Source organism: Streptomyces sp. bgisy027 (genome assembly GCF_057710365.1).
Genome location: NZ_JBYIVZ010000015.1, coordinates 100,500 through 117,384 on the forward strand (window position 1 = coordinate 100,500; position 16,885 = coordinate 117,384).

At 71.2% G+C, this 16,885-nt stretch carries 9 protein-coding genes, 1 tRNA gene and 1 pseudogene; all 11 read left to right on the top strand.

Annotated elements, in window-relative coordinates; translation table 11 throughout:
- Nucleotides 1-187 precede the first annotated feature (187 nt).
- A complete protein-coding gene (locus AC3ETA_RS17610) occupies nucleotides 188-385 on the top strand; it encodes a hypothetical protein (protein ID WP_432193836.1) in 198 nt (65 codons plus the stop codon).
- A 244-nt stretch (nucleotides 386-629) separates the two neighbouring features.
- Nucleotides 630-3,467, top strand: a complete 2,838-nt coding sequence (gene topA / locus AC3ETA_RS17615; RefSeq protein ID WP_432193837.1) for a type I DNA topoisomerase — start codon at nucleotides 630-632, stop codon at nucleotides 3,465-3,467.
- 167 nt (nucleotides 3,468-3,634) lie between these two features.
- On the top strand, nucleotides 3,635-6,880 hold the full coding sequence (gene tmk, locus AC3ETA_RS17620) for a dTMP kinase (protein WP_432193838.1): 3,246 nt from the start codon (nucleotides 3,635-3,637) through the stop codon (nucleotides 6,878-6,880).
- A gap of 297 nt (nucleotides 6,881-7,177) precedes the next feature.
- Nucleotides 7,178-8,383, top strand: a complete 1,206-nt coding sequence (locus AC3ETA_RS17625; protein ID WP_432193839.1) for a DNA polymerase III subunit delta' — start codon at nucleotides 7,178-7,180, stop codon at nucleotides 8,381-8,383.
- 224 nt (nucleotides 8,384-8,607) lie between these two features.
- Nucleotides 8,608-10,257: an alpha/beta hydrolase gene (locus tag AC3ETA_RS17630; RefSeq protein ID WP_432193840.1), complete on the top strand. Its 1,650-nt coding sequence runs from the start codon at nucleotides 8,608-8,610 to the stop codon at nucleotides 10,255-10,257.
- 117 nt (nucleotides 10,258-10,374) lie between these two features.
- A tRNA-Thr gene (locus tag AC3ETA_RS17635) sits at nucleotides 10,375-10,448 on the top strand.
- A 713-nt stretch (nucleotides 10,449-11,161) separates the two neighbouring features.
- A complete protein-coding gene (locus tag AC3ETA_RS17640) occupies nucleotides 11,162-12,613 on the top strand; it encodes an AAA family ATPase (RefSeq protein WP_432193905.1) in 1,452 nt (483 codons plus the stop codon).
- Nucleotides 12,614-12,890: 277 nt separating this feature from the next.
- Nucleotides 12,891-14,999, top strand: a complete 2,109-nt coding sequence (locus tag AC3ETA_RS17645; protein ID WP_432193841.1) for a hypothetical protein — start codon at nucleotides 12,891-12,893, stop codon at nucleotides 14,997-14,999.
- A gap of 84 nt (nucleotides 15,000-15,083) precedes the next feature.
- The gene (locus AC3ETA_RS17650) at nucleotides 15,084-15,794 is read left to right on the top strand and encodes a UPF0158 family protein (RefSeq protein ID WP_432193842.1); all 711 of its coding nucleotides are present in this window, start codon (nucleotides 15,084-15,086) and stop codon (nucleotides 15,792-15,794) included.
- A 415-nt stretch (nucleotides 15,795-16,209) separates the two neighbouring features.
- Nucleotides 16,210-16,401, top strand: a complete 192-nt coding sequence (locus AC3ETA_RS17655; protein ID WP_432193843.1) for a hypothetical protein — start codon at nucleotides 16,210-16,212, stop codon at nucleotides 16,399-16,401.
- Nucleotides 16,359-16,553: pseudogene (locus tag AC3ETA_RS17660) on the top strand (ABC transporter ATP-binding protein); the annotation flags it as partial. The gene AC3ETA_RS17655 and the pseudogene AC3ETA_RS17660, both read left to right, overlap by 43 nt.
- Nucleotides 16,554-16,885: the final 332 nt, after the last annotated feature.

Genomic DNA, 16,885 nt, shown 5'->3' on the forward strand with positions numbered 1-16,885 from the left:
GGCGGAGGACACCGAGGGGCCGGAGTGGCGGCCGGGGCCGGAGTGGCGGTTCCGGGCCCGGAGTGACTCCGGAGTCCACAGCCATGTCGGCCCCGCGTTCACCTGAGGTTCGCCTGTGCGCCGTCCGCGCGTGCCAGTCTCGCCGGGCTGGGCATCCGCGGACGGGAGAAAAGGGGCAAGCGGAACCATGGAAAGGGGACCGGCACTCTTCGCCGGGATCGTGTTCACCCTGTTCGGGGGCGGGCTGCTGGTGTGGACCGCGGTCCGGGTACGGCAGCGTCAGCCCGTCGCTCACGGTGTGAACCCCGTCGCATCCGCGACGCTCGCCGGCGTTGTCTCGGTGACCGCGTTGATCCTCGGAACCTGGTGCTTCACCCGCCTCTGAGAACGGCCCGCGAGCTGCGCAGCCGGTAATTGGCAGGGCCTCTTCCGGAAAGGCTCGAAAAGACCTGTGCGCACTCCGGGCGGCAGGAATGGCGGAAGTCGGGTTACCGTTCGAGTGGCCGTTGCGGGCTTTTCCCGTTTGACAACGGGGCGGGATGTACCGTCACACTCCGCAGCGTCACCACCACCCGACCCCGGGACTACGGCCTGGGGAGGCCCAGCGTCGACCGGAGAGAAGAGCGAAGTTGTCCCCGACCAGCGAGACCGCACAGGGCGGCCGCCGACTCGTCATCGTCGAGTCGCCTGCCAAGGCGAAGACGATCAAGGGCTACCTGGGCCCCGGCTACGTAGTCGAAGCGAGCGTCGGGCACATCCGCGACCTTCCTAACGGTGCCGCGGAGGTGCCGGAGAAGTACACCGGCGAGGTCCGCCGCCTCGGTGTGGACGTCGAACACGACTTTGAGCCGATCTATGTGGTCAACGCCGACAAGCGAGCCCAGGTCAAGAAGCTCAAGGACCTGCTGAAGGAATCCGACGAGCTCTACCTCGCCACCGATGAGGACCGCGAGGGCGAGGCCATCGCCTGGCACCTCCAGGAGGTGCTCAAGCCCAAGGTCCCGGTCAAGCGGATGGTCTTCCACGAGATCACCAAGTCCGCGATCCAGGCCGCCGTGGCCAACCCGCGCCAGCTCAACCAGAAGCTCGTCGACGCCCAGGAGACCCGCCGCATCCTCGACCGCCTCTACGGCTACGAGGTCTCGCCGGTCCTGTGGAAGAAGGTCATGCCGCGCCTTTCGGCCGGCCGCGTCCAGTCCGTCGCCACCCGCCTCGTGGTGGAGCGGGAGCGCGAGCGCATCGCGTTCCGCTCCGCCGAGTACTGGGACCTGACGGGCACCTTCTCGACCGGCCGCGCGGGGGACCCCTCGGACCCGTCGTCGCTGGTCGCGCGCCTGCAGACCGTCGACGGCAGGCGGGTCGCGCAGGGCCGCGACTTCGACTCCCTCGGGCAGCTCAAGAGCGCGAACACCCTCCACCTCGACGAGGCGAACGCCCGCGCGCTCGCCGCCGCGCTGGAGCAGACGCAGTTCGCCGTGCGGTCCGTCGAGTCCAAGCCGTACCGCCGCTCGCCGTACGCCCCGTTCCGTACGACGACGATGCAGCAGGAAGCGAGCCGCAAGCTCGGCTTCGGCGCGAAGGCCACCATGCAGGTCGCGCAGAAGCTGTACGAGAACGGCTACATCACCTACATGCGTACGGACTCCACGACGCTGAGCGACACCGCCGTCGCCGCCGCCCGTGCCCAGGTCACGCAGCTGTACGGCGCCGACTACCTGCCCCCGCAGCCGCGCACCTACGCCGGGAAGGTCAAGAACGCGCAGGAGGCGCACGAGGCGATCCGCCCTTCCGGTGACCGCTTCCGCACGCCCGCCGAGACCGGCCTGACCGGCGACCAGTTCAAGCTCTACGAGCTGATCTGGAAGCGGACCGTCGCCTCCCAGATGAAGGACGCGACCGGCAACTCCGTCACCGTCAAGATCGGCGGCACCGCGGCCGACGGACGGGACGTCGAGTTCAGCGCCTCCGGCAAGACGATCACCTTCCACGGCTTCCTCAAGGCCTACGTCGAGGGCGCCGACGACCCGAACGCCGAGCTCGACGACCGCGAGCGCCGGCTGCCGCAGGTCAGCGAGGGCGACCGGCTCGGCGCCGAGGAGATCACGGTCGACGGGCACGCCACCAAGCCCCCGGCCCGCTACACCGAGGCCAGCCTCGTCAAGGAGCTCGAAGAGCGCGAGATCGGCCGCCCCTCGACGTACGCGTCGATCATCGGCACGATCCTCGACCGCGGCTACGTCTTCAAGAAGGGCACGGCACTCGTCCCGTCCTTCCTGTCCTTCGCCGTGGTCAACCTCCTGGAGAAGCACTTCGGCCGGCTCGTCGACTACGACTTCACCGCCAAGATGGAGGACGACCTCGACCGCATCGCCCGCGGCGAGGCCCAGTCCGTGCCGTGGCTGAAGCGTTTCTACTTCGGCGAGGGCACGCACAACGGCAGCGCGGCCGACGCCGGCAACGGCGACGGGGACCACCTCGGTGGCCTCAAGGAGCTGGTGACCGACCTGGGCGCGATCGACGCCCGCGAGGTGTCGTCGTTCCCGGTGGGCAGCGGCATCGTGTTGCGCGTCGGCCGCTACGGCCCCTACATCGAGCGTGGCGAGAAGGACACCGAGCAGCACCAGCGCGCCGACATCCCGGACGACCTCGCGCCCGACGAGCTGTCCGTCGAGCTCGCAGAGGAGCTGCTGGCCAAGCCCAGCGGTGACTTCGAGCTGGGTACCGACCCGAAGTCCGGCCACGAGATCGTCGCCAAGGACGGCCGCTACGGCCCGTACGTCACCGAGGTGCTCCCCGAGGGCACCCCGAAGACCGGCAAGAACGCCGTCAAGCCGCGCACGGCCTCCCTCTTCAAGTCCATGTCGCTCGACACGGTCACCCTGGAGGACGCGCTCAAGCTGATGTCCCTGCCGCGTGTCGTCGGCACCGACGCGGACGGCGTGGAGATCACCGCGCAGAACGGCCGCTACGGCCCGTACCTGAAGAAGGGCACGGACTCGCGCTCGCTGCAGGCCGAGGAGCAGCTGTTCACGATCACGCTGGAGGAGGCGCAGGCGATCTACGCCCAGCCCAAGCAGCGTGGCCGCGCGGCCGCGAAGCCGCCGCTGAAGGAGCTGGGCACCGACCCGGTGAGCGAGAAGCCGGTCGTCGTCAAGGACGGTCGCTTCGGGCCGTACGTGACCGACGGCGAGACCAACGCGACCCTGCGCTCCGGCGACAGCGTCGAGGCGATCACGCCGGAGCGCGGCTTCGAGCTGCTCGCCGAGAAGCGTGCCAAGGGACCCGCCAAGAAGACGGCGAAGAAGGCCCCGGCGAAGAAGACGGCCGCGAAGAAGGCCGCCCCGGCCAAGAAGACGGCCGCCAAGAAGACCGCGGCGAAGAAGACGACCACGGCCGCGAAGAAGACGACGGCGAAGAAGACGGCCACGAAGAAGGCCACCGCCTCGAACTCGTCCGGCGAGGACTGAGCGGGACGGATCCCGGTCGCAACCGAGCCCTTTCCGGGGCCGGTTGAGGGCCGGATCCTTCACCTCGGGTTCGCAGAACGAACGCCTCGGCATCAGTTTGGTGTCGGGGCGTGCGTACGTTCGGGCGGGAGCGCCGGGCTGTCGGTGCGTCCCGATAGGCTGAAAGCATGACCCGTGCCGAGCAGCCAACGGCCGCCAATCCGGCCCCTGACGACGCCCTTGCCGCGGACTCCCGCGAGCGCGCTGTCCGTGCCCTGCTACGCCGACCGCAGCTCAAGCGGCTGTGGAGTGCGCAGTTGGTGGGGGGTGTCGGCGACATCCTCGCCCTGCTGGTCCTGGTGCTGCTGGCCCTTCAGGCGGCGATCGCCGAGGGGTCGTTCGGCGGCGGCTACCGGGGCGTGGCATTCGCAGTGGCGACCGTCTTCGGCGTACGCATCCTGGCCACGCTCCTCTTCGGCGCCGTACTCCTCGGCCCGCTGACGTCGCTGACCTCCCAGGACGGTCCCCTCGACCGGCGCTGGACCATGGTCGTCAACGACGGACTGCGGGCCGCCCTGCTGATCGTCGCGCCCCTGTGGATCGACTGGACGCCGGACAACGCGCTGGCGTTCCTCCTGGTGACCGTCTTCGTGACCGGCGTCGCCGAGCGTTTCTGGACGGTGTGCCGGGAGAGCGCGGCGCCCGCGCTGGTGCCGCCCCCGCCGCCGGAGGGCGCGACGGTACGACCGCTGCCGGACCACATGGACGCCCTGCGCCGTCTGTCGCTGCGCACCAGCTTCGTGGCCGTCCCGCTGGCCGCCGCCGCGCTCGTCGCCGCCGCCCTGCTGAACAACCTGCTCGGTGCGGGGCTCGACTGGTTCGAGCAGCACCAGGCGGCCCTCGCCTCGTATGTCGCGGCCGGCCTGTTCGCCGCGTCCCTGTCCGTGGTGACCTTCCTGGAGCTGCCCGACACGCGCACCCCGCGCGCGCGGTCGCCCCTGGAGGGTCTGCGCCGGCCGAAGACCGGCACAGGCGTCGACAAGGGCCGTACCGGCGCGATCGCGCTGCTGGTGACGGCCTGTGCCGCCGTCGCCGCCGCGGTGGCCGCCGCGGTCGCCGTGTCCGTGCTGCACGCCAAGGACCTGGGCGGCGGCCCCGTCCTGTACGGCCTGATGGTGCTCGCGCTGACCGGCGGAGTGGTCGCCGGGATCCGTACGGCCTCCGCCCTGCTGCCTGCCCTGTCGAGGCGCCGCCTGCTGGCGCTGGCGATCGCCTTCACCGGCGTCGCCCTGCTGGCCGCGGGCCTCGTCCCGGACGTCACCACCGTCCTGCTGATCCTCGCGCTCGCCGGGGTCGGCGCGGGCGTGTCCGCCAACACCGGGCACACCCTGCTGGACCAGGAGGCCGAGGAGTTCCGCAAGCCGCGCACCACGGAGCACCTGCACGCCGTCGTACGGGTGTGCGTGGCGCTCGGCGCGGTGATCGCGCCGATGGTGGCCGCGCTCATCGGGCCGCACCGGCTGGAGAGCGGCAAGTTCGTCTTCGCGCACGGCGGCGCGGCGTTCACGCTGATGCTGGTCGGCGCGCTGCTGCTGCCGGTGGCCGTCTTGGTGCTGGCCAAGGTCGACGACCGGTCCGGCGTGCCGCTGCGGCAGGACCTGCGGGACGCGGTGCTCGGCGGGGACGACCCCGAGCTGGTGCCCGCGACGTCCGGCTTCTTCATCGCCCTGGAGGGCGGCGACGGCGCCGGGAAGTCCACCCAGGCCGAGGCGCTCGCCGAGTGGATCCGGGGCAAGGGCCACGAGGTCGTCGTCACGCGCGAGCCGGGCGCCACGCCCGTCGGCAAGCGGCTGCGGTCGATCCTGCTGGACGTGTCCAGCGCCGGTCTGTCGCACCGCGCGGAGGCGCTGCTGTACGCGGCCGACCGCGCGGAGCACGTCGACACGGTGGTCCGCCCGGCCCTGGAGCGCGGCGCGGTCGTCATCTCGGACCGCTACATCGACTCCTCGGTCGCCTACCAGGGCGCGGGCCGCGACCTGTCGCCGACGGAGATCGCCCGCATCAACCGCTGGGCCACGAACGGACTGGCTCCCCACCTGACCGTGCTGCTCGACGTCTCGCCGGAGATCGCCCGCGAGCGGTTCACCGAGGCGCCGGACCGGCTGGAGTCGGAGCCGGCGGAGTTCCACGCGCGCGTGCGCGCCGGCTTCCTGACACTGGCCGCGGCCGACCCGGGTCGCTACCTGGTGGTGGACGCGGGCCAGGAGCCCGAGGCGGTCACCACGGTCGTCCGGCACCGGCTGGACCAGATGCTGCCGCTGTCCGAGGCCGAGATCCAGGCTCAGGAGGAAGCGCGCCGCAAGGCCGAGGAGGAGGCCCGCCGCAAGGCCGAGGAAGAGGCCGCCCGCAAGGCCGAGGAGGAGCGCCTGGAGCGCGAGCGCCAGGAGCAGCTCGCCCGGCTGCGTGCCGAGGAGGAGGAGCGCAAGCGGCGCGAGCTGGAGGAGGCGCAACGGCGCGAGGCCGAACGGCAGGCGGAGGAGGCCCGGCAGCGTGCCGAGGAAGCCGCCCGGCGTGCCGAGGAGGAGAGGCAGCGGCTCCTCGCGGAGGAGAAGGTGCGTGCCGAGGAGGAAGCACGCCGCAAGGCCGAGGAGGACCGCCGCCGCAAGCAGGCCGAGGAGGAGGCGCGGATCCGCGCCGAGGCCGAGGAGCGGCGCCTGGAGAAGCAGCGCAAGGCGGAGGAGGCCCTGCTGCGGGCCGAGGAGGCCCGACGGCTGGCCGAGCAGGCGACGGCCGCCGCGGAGGCGGGACCGAAGCAGGCGGGGCCCGCGGCCGGGACCGGCTTCAAGGACGCGGCGACGGTGCCCACGCCCGTCGTGACACCGGAACAGGCAAGGGGCGGTGCCTCCGACGACACGACCGTGCTGCGCCCGGTGCGCGACGCGGAGCCGTCGGCGAAGGAGGCCGAGCGGCCTGCCACGGCCCGTCCCGCCAAGGAATCCGCGTCCGAGGTGACGACGAAGCTGCCGCAGCCTCCGGTGCCGCCCGGCGCGACGGACGAGACGGCGGTGCTGCCGCCGGTGCCGCCGAACGCGGCGGACGAGACCGCCGTACTGCCTCCGGTGACCCCGGGTGCGGCCGATGAGACGGCGGTGCTGCCGGCGGTGCCTGAGAAGGCGGCGGACGAGACCGCCGTACTGCCCCCGGTGCCGGCGGACGAGCCCGGGGACCGGGTTCCGCCCGGCTACTTCCGGGAGGAGGACGCCCGTACGCGCGAGATGCCCCAGGCCGACGAGGCGAGCGCCCCGCGACGCAGGGCACGCTCCGACTGGGCCGAGGAGACTCCGCTGGACGACCTGCCGACGCTGGCGGACGAACTGCTGGGCCCGCACGAGGACGGGTACGACGAGGACGGCGGCCGGGGGCGTCGGCGCTGAGGTTGGCGGGGGCTGCTGCCGGTCAGGTGCTTCTGGCTGCGGCTGGTCGGCGGGATGCCGTCGGCTGAGGTCGGCCGGGTGCGGTCACGTCTGTGTCGGCGTGACCGGACCCACCCGAGGGGCGCGGGGAACTGCGCGACCAGCCCCCCACCAGCCCCCACCGGCCTGCAGCCGCCCGACCACCGCGCCGCCACCGTGCCGCCACCGCGCCACCCACCTCGGTCGGCGCCCACTGTCAGTGGCGCCCCGCACAATGGATCGCGCGACGTGAAGTGTGACGAAAGGCGGGCATGACCCATGACCGTATGGGACGACCTGGTCGGCCAGGAACGAGTGAGCGAGCAGCTGGACGCCGCCGCTCGGGACGCCGACGCCCTGGTCACCGCCGCTGCGAGCGACGCCCCACCGCCCGAGGCGTCCAGAATGACGCACGCCTGGTTGTTCACGGGCCCGCCCGGAGCGGGCCGGAACCACACGGCGCGGGCCTTCGCCGCCGCGTTGCAGTGCGTCAGCCCCGACCGGGCGCTCGGCGGTGCCCCCGGCTGCGGCTTCTGCGACGGATGCCATACGGCGCTGGTGGGCACGCACGCCGACGTCACCACCGTCGCCGCAGTCGGCACCCAGATCCTCGCCGACGACATGCGGGACACCGTCCGCAAGTCGTTCACCTCGCCGGCGAACGGCCGCTGGCAGATCATCCTGGTCGAGGACGCCGAGCGGCTGAACGAGAAGTCGGCCAACGCCGTCCTGAAGGCCGTGGAGGAGCCCGCCCCGCGCACGGTCTGGCTGCTCTGCGCGCCCTCCCTCGAGGACGTCCTGCCCACCATCCGTTCCCGCTGCCGCCACCTGAACCTGAGCACGCCCTCGGTCGACGCCGTCGCCGACATGCTCGTCCGGCGGGAGGGCATCGAGCCCGCCGTCGCCGCGGCCGCCGCCCGTGCCACTCAGGGGCACGTCGACCGGGCCCGCCGCCTGGCCACCGACCCGGCGGCCCGCGAACGCCGGGCCTCCGTGCTCAAGCTGCCCCTGCGCCTCGGCGAGGTCGGCGCCTGCCTCAAGGCCGCCCAGGAACTCGTCGACGCCGCCGCCGAGGACGCCAAGCAGCTCGCCGAGGAGATCGACGTGAGGGAGACCGAGGAGCTGAAGGCGGCGCTCGGCGCGGCCCAGGGCGGCAGGATGCCGCGCGGCACGGCGGGCGTGATGAAGGACCTGGAGGACAAGCAGAAGCGGCGCCGTACCCGCACCCAGCGCGACAGCCTCGACCTCGCCCTGACCGACCTCACCGCCTTCTACCGCGACGTCCTCGCCCTCCAGCTCGGCTCGCGCATCGCCCTCGCCAACATGGACGCCGAGGACGCCCTGGAGCGCCTCGCCCGCGACAGTTCCCCGGAGTCCACACTCCGCCGCATCGAGGCGATCGCCGCGTGCCGGGACGCGCTGGAGAGCAACGTGGCGCCGTTGCTGGCCGTGGAGGCGATGACCATGGCGCTGAGAGCGGGCTGAGGGAGCGCGACGTGGGCTGAGGGAGCCCCGGCGCGGGCTTCAGGAGCCCGGCGCGGGCTGCGCGGGCACGACACCCCTACGCCCCGACAGCCGGAGTCCGAATCCGACGGCACTCACGCACCCACCCCACCCATGTGATCAACAGGAGGTTGACCATGTAATCCGTACGAGCCGCGACATGCACGGAGAGCATCCAAACCGCTGCACAGAGTTACGCTCGCCAGATGCACACCAGGCGCAGCTTCCCAGCGGGCTCAGCCCAGGACCCGAACCCGAACTCGAACGGCCGGGGTGGTCCGGGCACGCGCGACCGCTCCCGGAACCGTCGTCGCGCGGGCATGCTCGGCGCCCTCGTCGGAGTCGCCGCGCTGCTTGCCTCGGCCTGTACCTCGGGTGGTTCGACGCACCCTGGGCGCGGAGCAGCCGAGGCAGGGCTGGCCGCGCTGCCGCGATCGACGCCGGCCGCGCTCACGCCGTACTACGCACAGAAGCTGACCTGGCGCAGCTGCGGGGTGCCCGGCTTCCAGTGCGCGACGCTGCGGGCGCCGCTCGACTACAGGAAGCCGGAGGCCGGAAACACGCAGCTCGCGGTGGCCCGCAAGAAGGCGACGGGGCCCGGCAAGCGTCTGGGGTCACTGCTGGTGAACCCGGGCGGTCCGGGCGGCTCGGCGATCGGCTACCTCCAGCAGTACGCGGGGATCGGCTACCCGACCGACGTGCGCGCCCGCTATGACATGGTCGCGGTCGACCCGCGCGGCGTCGCCCGCAGCGAGCCCGTCGAGTGCCTGACCGGGCGGGAGATGGACGCGTACACGCAGACGGACCTCACTCCCGACGACGCGAAGGAGATCGCCGGGCTGGTCGAGGCGCAGAAGAAGTTCGCGGAGGGCTGCGGGAAGGATGCGCCGGGTCTGCTGCGTCATGTCTCCACCGCCGAGGCGGCGCGGGACATGGACATCCTGCGCTCGGTGCTGGGGGACGAGAAGCTGACGTATGTGGGGGCGTCGTACGGCACGTTCCTCGGGGCGACGTACGCCGGGCTCTTCCCGGACCGGGTGGGCCGGCTGGTCCTGGACGGCGCGATGGACCCCTCTCTGCCGGCCCGCAGGATGAACCTCGACCAGACGGCCGGGTTCGAGACGGCGTTCCGGGCGTTCGCGAAGGACTGCGTGCGGCAACGGGACTGCCCGCTGGGCACCAGGGCAAGCGAGGTCGGCCGCAACCTCAAGGCCTTCTTCGCCGAGCTCGACGCCCGGCCGATCCCGACCGGCGACCCGGACGGCCGTGAGCTGGGCGAATCCCTCGCCACGACCGGCGTGATCGCGGCGATGTACGACGAGGGAGCCTGGGAGGCGCTGCGTGACGGACTGACCTCGGCGATGCGGGAGAACGACGGAGCGGGCCTGCTCGCCCTGTCCGACAGCTACTACGAGCGCGACGGCGACGGCCGTTACACGAACCTGATGTTCGCCAACGCGGCCGTGAACTGCGTGGATCTCCCACCCGCCTTCTCCACGCCCGACGAAGTCCGCAAGTCCCTCCCCGCGTTCGAGAAGGCGTCCCCCGTCTTCGGCGAGGGGCTGGCCTGGGCGACCCTGAACTGCGCGTACTGGCCGGTGGCCGCCACCGGGGAGCCGCACCGCATCGAGGCGAAGGGCGCGGCCCCGATCGTCGTGGTCGGCACGACGCGCGACCCCGCCACCCCGTACCGCTGGGCCCAGGCCCTCTCCCGCCAGCTCTCCTCGTCCCGCCTCCTCACCTACGACGGCGACGGCCACACGGCGTACGGCCGGGGCAGCGACTGCATCGACGACACGATCAACGCGTACCTCCTCCGGGGGACCCCGCCAACCGGAGGAAAGCGCTGCTCATAGCCTTGATCACGGCCATCGAAGGGGCCGGTGGGGGGCCGGTGGGGGGCTGGTACGGAGCACCTCGGAAACTGTGTAGACTTACCGACGTTGCCGATCGCACCATAGTGCGGACGGCGCGCCGCCTTAGCTCAGATGGCCAGAGCAACGCACTCGTAATGCGTAGGTCTCGGGTTCGAATCCCGAAGGCGGCTCTTTTTGAACCCCAGGTCAGGTCTCTGACCTGGGGTTTTCTGTTATTCATGCTGTGTCGTCCGGGCTGGGCTGCGGCGGTTGACCTGGGCATGCGCAATGCGTAGGTCGGAGGTTCGTGGCGGTGTGGTTCCCCGGGGTGTGCGTGCGGATGTCCCTCTGGCCTTGTGGTTTCGAGAGTTCGCCGCTGCCTGATCGGTTCTGGTTGGCGATGGAGTGCGGGAGGGGAGCGCACCGGTGCAACGGCAGTGCGGCGGCTGGCGTTGATGGCGGGCGGTCGAGCGTGAAGTGATGACTCCGGCCAGGTTGTCGATGTCGGACAATCGTGTGCAGGGAGGTGGGTGCGGTCGGATTCGTCGGCCCGGTGGTGCCGTCCGGGGTGGGGGCGAGGGTGTGAATGCCGTTCGCGCGAGGTGTGCCGTCGTGCTCTCGGGGTTCTGCGGCGCGCGCGATCCGCCGCTTCCGTGGACGTGGTCCACCCCCGCCCGAACCTTCACCCGGCCGGAAGGGCTCAGGGGCGGCCCAGCGGCACGAACCCGGAACGGCTGTGGAGCGAGCCGGAATCCTTCAATTGGCACAACGGCTGGAGGCAGCGGCAGCAGGTGTTCGCCTCGCGAGATCCGGAGTCGGTTTGGTCGATCAGTGCAGCCAATAAGTGCAGCTATAATAACTGCATCTATATATGGGAGCTGGTGTTGTGGACAAGCCTGCCGAGATGTTCGACCGCGTCTTCGAATGGGCCGAGCTGACCCGGTTCGCCACCCTGCCGGGCCCGCGGGCCACGCTGGGCGTGGTCTCCGGTCGCCGCCGGCAGGGCAAGACTTTCCTGCTCGACGCCGTCGCTCGTGCCAGTGGCGGCTTCATGTTCACAGCCACCGAGACCACCGAGGCCGACGCCCTGCGTCAGTTCGGTGAGGCACTGGCCCGTTATCGCGGGCAGTCCACTCCGTTCCGTTTCGCGCATTGGGACGAGGCGGTCGCGGAACTTATGCGCATCGCCGACGCGGGCGGCCCCACCGTGGCGGTCATCGACGAGTTCCCCTTCCTCGCCAAGGCGTCTCCCTCCCTGCCTTCGAACATCCAGCGCGCTCTGGACCCTGCTGCCCAGCACACCAACACTCCCGTGCGTCTGCTGCTGTGCGGCTCCGCGCTGTCGTTCATGGGCCGGTTGCTGTCCGGCAATGCTCCGCTGCGTGGCCGAGCCGGTCTCGAACTCGTGGTCCCGACCCTGGACTTCCGGCTCGCGGCCGAGTTCTGGCAGATCGACGACCCGCGCACGGCGTTGCTGACCAATGCCATCGTCGGGGGTACGCCCGCCTACCGCCGTGAGTTCACCCAGGGGGACACTCCTGCCGGGCCGGACGACTTCGATGCCTGGGTCGTGCGTGCGGTGCTCAACCCGGCGCGTCCGCTCTTCCGGGAGGCTCGCTACCTTCTCGCCGAGGAGCCCGAACTTCACGACACCGCCTTGTATCACTCGGTACTGGCAGCCATCGCCGCCGGTAACGCCGCGCGTGGCGGCATCGCCGACTACCTGGGGCGCAAGTCCACCGACCTTGCCCACCCGTTGAGCGTTCTCCAGGACGTGGGCATGATCACCCACGAGGCCGACGCCTTTCGCCGCAACCGCTCCGCCTACCGCATTGCCGAACCGCTCGTCACCTTCTACCACGCGGTCATGCGCCCGGCCTGGGGCGATCTGGAACGTCCCGGGCGAGCGCCCGACGTATGGCGCCGAACCCAGTCCACCTTCCGCAGCAAAGTCGTCGGTCCGCACTTCGAGCAGGTCTGCCGGGAATGGGCCCGCTGGCATGCGGCACCCGACACCCACGGCGGACACTCCACACGGGTCGCCGGCGGCACCGTCAACGACTCCGCCGCCCGGACCAGCCACGAAGTCGACGTCGCCGTCCACGGTGAGACCCACGACGGCCGCCAGGTGCTGCTCGCCATCGGCGAAGCGAAGTGGAGTGACGTGATGGGAGCCGGCCACCTGGAACGCCTCCGGCACATCCGTTCCCTCCTGACCAGGAGCGGCACGGCTACCGAGGCAACGAGGCTCTACTGCTTCAGCGGCACCGGCTTCACCGATGAACTGACTCACCTCGCGAAGAACGACCCCACGATCCAGCTGATCGACCTGCTCCGCCTCTACCACGGCGAATGACTCTCGATCTGCGGCGCGGGGGACCGGTCGGCCGCACCGGCCGGCGGGCCCGTATGAGGAGTCCGGGCTCTTCGGAGAGGTAGGGCGCGGGCTCGTACGACCATGAGCGATCCGTCGTCGGACGGTCAGGGTGAGCGCGGGCCGCCACCACGACATGTCGGGGATGGGCGCCGGATCCTCGGCCGAGAGTGGTACGTCGCGATTCGGCGGTAGCGTGGCGTGGCGAGGCGAGGCGAGGCGAGCAAGGCTGCGGACAGGCGGGGCGGATTTCATGCGGATGCGGTGCGAAGCCGGAGCCGAGGACGAGTTCGAGGCGGTGTGTGGACTGTTGGTCGACCGGCTGGTCCGGTGGGCCGGGGAGCAGGGGACTCCGGTGGACGCGTTCATGGCCGAGGCGGCGCTGGACTACCGGCACCGGGCGACCGCCGACGGTCGGTTGGGGCTGTGGGAGCCGCGGCATGTGGACGAACTGCTGCTGCACTGGCTCCCCCAGCAGGTCACGGAGCTTCCCGGAGAGGAACGCGGCGACGGTCCGGGCACGTTGCGCACCCTCCTGCGCTTTCTTCATGCCGCGCAGTTGGCGGACCCACGCGGTCCCGCAATCGGTGAATCCCTCGGCGCGGTGGACGCGGCCGAGGAGCGGTATCCGGCGGCGATGGCGGACCGTACTCGCTGGGGCCTGGCGAAGTTCTGGGCGGTGACCGCTGCTGAGCAGGGCGTGGACGTCATGGACGGGGCGGCGTTGCAGCGGTTCGCGGACCGCGCTCAGCGCGGGGAGGTCGCTCACGATCAGCGAGCTCTTGACGCGATCATGGATCGGCGGTTGAACGGCCGTGTGTTGGCCGACGGAACTCGGGCCGAGCCGCAGCTGCCGGTTGTGCTCCCTCCGGACGGTGAACTGCGGCTACGGGCCGAGGCGTCGACGACTGTGGCGCAGTTGCGGGGGCTTGCGGAGTGGGCGGGGCGCGAGGGGCGGGTGGTGACGGCCGCGGGGCGGCTGCGGATGGCCGACGCCCGCGAGTTGGTGGGCGTGCTGGGCACCGGGGACAGGACCGAGGGGGTGCGCTCCTCGGCCGACCTGCCGCGGCTGGGACTGCTGGTGGAGTGGGCGAAGAAGGCGCGGCTGGTCCGGGTCGCCAAGGGCCGGTTGTACGCGGTGGCCAAGGCCCGGCCGGTGCTGGCCGACCCGCTTCACCTCTGGTCGCGTGCCTTCGACGCACTCTTCGAACTGCGGCAGGCCCTGATCGGGACGCCCAGTGGCTGGCACGTCGAGTCCATGCTCTTCGACATCTACGACGAGATGCTCGAGGACGTGCTGAACACGCTCTACAGCCTGCCGTACCCGATGCCCTGGCCGCGGCTTCGTGACTCTGTTCACCTGGGCTACCGGGCCCACTTCCAACTGGGCGTCGGCTCGGACCTGCGACACCGGATGTGGTTCGAGCACGCTGACCGGGACCTGCGTTCGGTGCTTGACGTGCTGGTGGACCTGGGCGCGGTCGAGCGGCAGCAAGGGATGGTCGATCCGGTGTTTCTGGAGGCCGATCTCTCCGATCTGGAGGATTCCGGACCCGAACCGCCCGAGGGCATGCCGCAGGAACTCGCGGAGCTGCTGGGCGCCATGGGGGCGGCAGCGGATCCGGCTCAGGCGCGGGAGCGTGACCGCCGTCTGCGTGAGGAACTGACCGCCGGGCCCGTCGAACTCATCCGCCTCACCGAACTGGGCACCCGGGCCGTACGGCGGCGGCTGCTGGCGGACGGCCGGGACGCACCGCTGGTCGGTGAGCTGGTCCAGGCACCGGCGGCCGGTCTGCTGGGGGTGTTGGCCGAGGACTACGACCCGGATGCCGCACGCGCGGAACTGACCGGCTGGATTTCGGCCCGCGCGGAGCGGGATGCCGCACTGCGGCAACTGACCGACGCCGTACGAGCCATGGCGGGTGCATCCTTCCGTACGCGGGCACAGGCGATGCTCGACGTGCTGGCGGTGGCGTTGCCCGAAGGCGAGGGCGAGCGGCTGCTGCGTGCGCTGCGCGGTGACGCCGTACTGGCTCCGCTCGCGCTGAGCGCGCTGGCGCACCGTGAACTGTTGTCCCCCGAGGACATGACCGACGCCGAGCATCTGCTGGTGCTCGCCGAGAGCCTGCTCCAGCTCGTGGAGCTGGCGGGCGGTGCGGGCGGCGGCGAGGAGGCACTGCGCGCCCAGGGCGTCGAGGCCAGGGACGCGGTCGCCGCCGCGCTGGACTCCGCGCACCCGGACCGGGCCGGGCTTGAGGAACTCCGACACCTCGCGGCCAGGGCCTGGCGTACGTCCGCAGTTCGTCACCGCGGCGTCCGCGGGCGTGGGCGTTCCACGGGCAGGGGCGGGCGCAGGCGGCGCCGGTGACAGGGTGACACCGATCGGCACCGGGCGACCGTCCGGTCCGTCGGCCGGTTCTACGACTCGGTGACGCGCGTTAGTGGCTGGGCCATGGCCGAGGGATGGGACGAGGACGGGCTGCGGGCCGTGCGCGGCGCGCTGCACGGGGCGGACGGGACGGCGCTGCTTGCCGCGCTGCGCCGCGGACACGTGAGCGAGGTGCTGCAACTTGCCGGTGACGGTGTGGCAGGTACCGCTGCTCTGGGTCTGCCGGGTGCCGCGCAGATGGCTGCCACGTTCCTCGGAGCATTGCGGGAGCGCGGTTTCCGGGGCGATGAGGAACTGGCGGACGTGTTGCGCGGGTCTGTGGGGCACGTGGTGAAGCCCGCCCTTCGTCCGCTCTCAGTCGATCTGGAGATGCTCGCCATGCTGCTGGAGGGCGACCTGATCGGGTCCGGTGGTCGGCTCGATCTGTCCACCGGGGAGTGCCGACTGGCCGTCGCCGATGAGCTGGATACCGGGTTCGAGGAGGCGGACGATCCCGACCGGTGGCTGTCCGTGCCGGCGCTGGGTTCCCGGGACGGTTACGAGGACATGGAGCTGTTCATCGAAATTCTCGGTGACACCGCCCTCGCCGATCGGCTGCGGACCGCCATCAGTGGCCGAGGTGCCTTTCGGCGCTTCAAGGATGTCCTCGCCCGTGACGAGTGCGCCTGGCGCCGGTTTCACCGGCTCAGCGATGAACGACGGCTCGGGCGGGCCCGCGCCTGGCTGGCCGAAGAGGGCTGTCGTCCAACGCTCCCGTTCGGCGGCGACGGTTAGGGCGGCCCCAACCCCCGGCCAGGGCGGGCGGCGTGGCCCCGACGCCGTGAGCCGACGGTCCACCGGGCCCGTGCGGTCCTCTGAGCGCCTGGTTTTGGGTGCACAACCTTGCGGATGTGCATGCGAAAGGGAGATTTCCGCTGGTGAGCGCGGTGCTGGCGCGCTCCCGGACGGGGAGGGATGTGAGCCGCGGCTGGTGCCTCCGGTGCTACCGGCGGTCCGGACCGTGCGGAAGTCAGCGTACGTCAGTGCACTGACATCGGACGCCCAGGTCGTTGGACAGAGCTGTGCCGAACGGCTGCAGTCGGATCCCGCCGCTGACCCGGCGTCACACTGCTGGCGGATTCTGCGGCTTTGTGGCTTTGTGGCTTGGGCAGGGTAGCTGGCTGATTACCTCGCCGGGTACAGATCCTCTGTGATCACCAAGCGTGACGACGCATCCCGTGGGCTGACGCGTGAGGAACTGCTCGAGTTGCCTGCGGCCGTAGACCTGGAGACGGCGAATCGCGCCCTGTCCCTCAGCCGTACCACGGGGTACGACCTGGCCAAGCGTGGCCGGTATTCCTTTCCCTGCTCGGTCAGTTGGTGCGGCAGATGGGGCAGATGATCGTCATGGTCACGCACGATCCCGCCGCCGCGACGTACGCAGACCGTGTGGTCTTCCTGGCCGACGGCCGTATCGTCGACGAGATTCAGGCTCCGGACGCGGACCAAGTACTGGAGCGCATGAAGCGATTCGACCGCCCAGGCGGTGCTCGTGGTCACTGGTCCCGCACAACCCGGGCGTACGCCCGTGCACGGCGTTGCCGACAGCCTCGTACGGCTCGTACTCGACCAGTGCGAGGCGGCCCGCGCCCGCAAGGACTGGACTACGGCAGACACATCCGCGACACCTGCGTTCTGATACGTGATCTTCCGGCTGTTGCCCCGGACGACGTGCGTGAACATGCAGCCGGTCGGCACTTACATGGTTACGCCGCCCACGCTGTACTCGAACCTGCGCACCGGAGCAGAGCCGATCGCGCCGGCGTGTGCGCCTGTGGGGGCGGCGAACGCGAGGGCTCCCGTCATGGTCAGGGCCGAGGCGAGGC

What these genes read in the sequence shown, in the direction of transcription:
- tmk (WP_432193838.1), top strand. Translation starts at nt 3,635, where the DNA reads ATGACCCGTGCCGAGCAGCCAACGGCCGCCAATCCGGCCCCTGACGAC.
- AC3ETA_RS17650 (WP_432193842.1), top strand. Translation starts at nt 15,084, where the DNA reads ATGGCCGAGGGATGGGACGAGGACGGGCTGCGGGCCGTGCGCGGCGCG.
- AC3ETA_RS17630 (WP_432193840.1), top strand. Translation starts at nt 8,608, where the DNA reads ATGCACACCAGGCGCAGCTTCCCAGCGGGCTCAGCCCAGGACCCGAAC.
- AC3ETA_RS17625 (WP_432193839.1), top strand. Translation starts at nt 7,178, where the DNA reads ATGACCGTATGGGACGACCTGGTCGGCCAGGAACGAGTGAGCGAGCAG.
- AC3ETA_RS17610 (WP_432193836.1), top strand. Translation starts at nt 188, where the DNA reads ATGGAAAGGGGACCGGCACTCTTCGCCGGGATCGTGTTCACCCTGTTC.
- AC3ETA_RS17645 (WP_432193841.1), top strand. Translation starts at nt 12,891, where the DNA reads ATGCGGTGCGAAGCCGGAGCCGAGGACGAGTTCGAGGCGGTGTGTGGA.
- AC3ETA_RS17640 (WP_432193905.1), top strand. Translation starts at nt 11,162, where the DNA reads ATGTTCGACCGCGTCTTCGAATGGGCCGAGCTGACCCGGTTCGCCACC.